The organism is Calothrix rhizosoleniae SC01 (assembly GCF_900185595.1).
Taxonomy (GTDB): domain Bacteria; phylum Cyanobacteriota; class Cyanobacteriia; order Cyanobacteriales; family Nostocaceae; genus Calothrix_A; species Calothrix_A rhizosoleniae.
The window spans coordinates 1-2,020 of the sequence record NZ_FYBH01000424.1 but is presented as its reverse complement, the minus strand read 5'-3'; the positions used below and the strand labels follow the sequence as shown (position 1 = coordinate 2,020).

The window sequence follows — 2,020 nt, the reverse complement described above, 5'->3', positions numbered from 1 at the left end:
AGTATTCAATATTTAATCAGAAGACAGGCCACCAAACGAAATATCTCTGGCGTTATCTATTTTTACGCTTATATTGCGATCGCCTGTAATGTTATTATTCCCATTAACGCTAATACCGCGAATCTTTTCGTCTGCTTCCTCTTTCACCTCTTCCCAACCCTGTGGTGGTAAACCCTTACCCCCACGCAATAAAGCCACGGGGAAGTCTTCTGTGGCAAAGTCAAAGAAGGGTGTTTGTTCTTTCTTGTATTCCTGTTGTGCGCTTGCGGGAACGGTTTTACCCAGGTAGTTCATTAAATCGGAAACCTTGACGACTTTATCCCCTGGTTGATTTCCTGCACCTTGTACGGCTTCTAGGAAGTGATAAGTATAAATACTCGTTGTATTGTCACTGCGCACCCAAGATAATTGTTCTCCGGTGGAGGAGGTGAAAACAACTCTTCCCGTACCTTGTTTTAAGTCGTCGATGATGGTTTTGGGTAAAGCTGTTTGAGTAAAGCCTTTGGGTATGGGTGAACGTTTGGTTTTCCCTGCATCATCTTTTGATGTCGCCATTCCTTGGGCGTGACAACTATCTATTATTACTAGTAATCTCTGGGCTGGGATTTCTCGCAAGGCTTGGTTAAATGTGTTGGCTGGGAGTGCTGTGTCGGGGATATCTGCTCTGTCAGTTTCGTGGGGAATGAGGTAGTAATTTCCAGAGTTATCTAATAAACCATGACCAGAATAGAAGACTAGTATAGTTGCTTCTGGGTCATTTTCGGCTTGTTGTTTCAGCCAGTTTAAGCTGTCTAATATTGCGTTTTTGGTGGCGTTTGCGTCGTGGAGGAGACGAATATTATTGTCCATGTAACCGCATAGGTTGGAGTCGGTGAGGAGAGTTTTTACTGCTTGAATATCTTTAACTGTGACTGGTAGGGATAATTTGGTTTCTTCACATTCACCAACGCCAATGAGTAAGGCGTAGTTGTGGGCGGTGGATTTGGACATGGTGGGTTTGGGGATGGGTTTGTAGTATTTGAAGTGTTTTTGGATTTTTTCTAGGGTGTTTATAGCTTGAGAGGCATTTTCGCCATTATTTAATTTGAGAAAATTACTAGCATTTAAAAGTTGAATTAACCCTGATAATGCAGCATCAGATTTTATTTTATCAAGGCATATGCTGCACTTTCACGCACACCATAGTCTTGATTTTCTAGAAGTTTCATTAATTCTGGTATTGCGGTATCAGATTTTATTTTTCCCAAGGCATATGCTACACGAGAATACACATCGAACTCTCCATCTTTGATAAGTTTGATTAACCCTGTTACTGCGACATCAGATCTTATTTTTATCAAGGCATCTGCTGCACTTCTACGCATATCTGAGTCTTCGTTTTCTAGAAGTTTAATTAACCCTGGTACTGCGACATCAGATCTTATTTTTATCAAGGCATCTGCTGCACTTCTACGCATATCAAATTCTTCATTATCGAGAATTCTAATTAGCCCTTTTGCTGCGGCATCAGATTTTATTTCTCCCAAGGCATATACTGCACTTCTACGCACAAAGTAATTCTGATCTGCTAGAAGTTTAATTAACTCTGTTACTGCAGCATCAGATTTGATTACTCCCAAAGCATATGCTGCACTTCTACGCATATCAGAGTCTTCATGTTCAAGAAGTTTAATTAACCCTGGCACTGCGGCATCAGATTTTATTGTTACCAAAGCATATTCTGCACTTCTACGCAAAAAATAGTTTTGATGTTCCATAAGTTTAATTAACCCTGGTACTGCGGTATCAGATTTTATTGTTACCAAGGCAGATGCTACACGAAAATGCACATCGGAATCTTGATTTTCCAGAAGTTTAATTAACTCTGGTACTGCGGCATCAGATTTTATTGCTACCAAGGCTGATATCGCACGAGAACGCACATCGGAGTCTTGATTTTCTAGAAGTTTAATTAATCCTGGTACTGCGGCATCAGATTTTATTCCTCCCAAAGCAGATGCCGCACGAGAACGTACAAAAC

The 2,020-nt window shown here is 40.7% G+C and carries 2 protein-coding genes; both read right to left on the bottom strand.

The genetic code is table 11. From position 1 onward, the window contains the following. Nucleotides 1-12 precede the first annotated feature (12 nt). Complete coding sequence (locus CALSC_RS24860) at nt 13-990, bottom strand: caspase family protein (RefSeq protein ID WP_088243880.1); 978 nt, start codon at nt 988-990, stop codon at nt 13-15. 152 nt (nt 991-1,142) lie between these two features. Next, nucleotides 1,143-2,020, bottom strand: an 878-nt coding sequence (locus tag CALSC_RS24855) for a HEAT repeat domain-containing protein (RefSeq protein WP_200817748.1), incomplete at its 5' end; no start/stop codon positions are given.

What these genes read in the sequence shown, in the direction of transcription:
- CALSC_RS24860 (WP_088243880.1), bottom strand. Translation starts at nt 990, where the DNA reads ATGTCCAAATCCACCGCCCACAACTACGCCTTACTCATTGGCGTTGGT.